This is a genomic window from Stenotrophomonas sp. Ker107b (assembly GCF_053847245.1).
In genome coordinates this window covers 1-1,317 of the sequence record NZ_JBSPHX010000007.1, presented here as the reverse complement: position 1 = coordinate 1,317, position 1,317 = coordinate 1, and the positions used below count along the sequence as shown (strand labels likewise).

The 1,317-nt window shown below is 62.9% G+C and carries 1 protein-coding gene; it reads right to left on the bottom strand.

All coding sequences use genetic code 11. The annotated features are described in order from the left end of the window. Positions 1-13 precede the first annotated feature (13 nt). A complete protein-coding gene (locus ACWV8V_RS18640) occupies positions 14-1,216 on the bottom strand; it encodes an ISL3 family transposase (RefSeq protein ID WP_455899623.1) in 1,203 nt (400 codons plus the stop codon). Positions 1,217-1,317: the final 101 nt, after the last annotated feature.

The following is a 1,317-nucleotide window of genomic DNA, read 5'->3' as shown; positions in this document are numbered from 1 at the left end:
TTTTTTTGGTTCTTCACCCAACTCCGGGGAAGGCCGCCCGGATCTTCAGGAAGAAATACGCGTCGTCTCGGTATCCGTAGGCGACGCGCTTGATGACCTTGATCTTGTTATTGATGCCTTCCACCAGGTTCGTCCCGAGCGGCCATCGGCAGTGGGCCAGGATGCCCGGGAGATAAGGCTGCAGACGGCGGACAAAGATGCGCAGCGGCTCCAGCCCGCTTCGCAGGGCGCGATGCTTCCATGACCGCCAGGCCTTCTCCGCCCAGCTCTGGCTTCGGTAGCGCCACAGCTGCTTCAGGTCGTCTTTGAGCAGATACGTGGTCAGCAGGGCTTTGTTGGCGGCCAGCAGCTCCTCGAGTTGGACGCGCTGCTCGGCCGGGACGTTTTGCCGATTGCGCAGCAGGAGCCAGCGCGAGGTCTTCACCACCCGTCGCGCGGGCTTGTCGGTGCGTAGGCGATTGGCCTCGTCCACCCGCACCCGATCAATGACTTCGCGCCCGTACTTGGCCACGACATGGAAGAGGTCGTAGACCACTTCAGCATTGGGGCACTGGGCTTTGACCTCCACATCAAAGGCCGAATTCATGTCCATTGCTACGGCTTGGATGCGTTCGCAACCGACCCTGCCGAGTAGCTCAAAGAAGGGACGGATGTCAGCGCGGCTGCGTCCTCGGCCGACCCAGAGCACGCGCTTGCGCGATGGCTCGACGACCACGGTGGCGTAGCGATGCCCCTTCTGGATCGCAAACTCGTCCATCGCGATCACGCGTACGCCCGATAGGTCCACTGGGCCCAGCGTCTGCATCAGATGCCTGAAATCAAGCGCTTTGACCGTCTTCCAGTCCAGACCATGCCACTTTGCGGTGGCATGGATCGAGGTGGTGGCGCACATGCGTGCCACGCTCTGCGCAAGCCGTTGCGTTACCCGCGCATGCCGCTCCAGCCAATCCAAGTGCTCCAGTTTCGGCCCACAGCGAGGACAGGCCAGCCGCTGCCGCTGGACTTCCAACTCCACCGGCTCGTCGAACACCGGCAAGTCACGGATGCGCCGGAGCGTCTGGTCGTGGATGGCCACGACCCACTTGCCGCAGCCACTGCAGCGTCGTCGGCGGCGTGAATCAGGCAACAGCGAAAGCACCAGCCACGTGGCTCCGCCACGTGCCTCGCGGCGCCATCCATCCAGGCGATACCCCGCCCAGCCTCCCAGCAACGGCATACAATCCAGCTTGGCCACGGCCGGCCTCGGTTTGTTTTCTCGACAACTACAAATCTAGCTGGTCGGCCGTGCGCCTTCTCCCCTCAGATGGGAGAAGAACC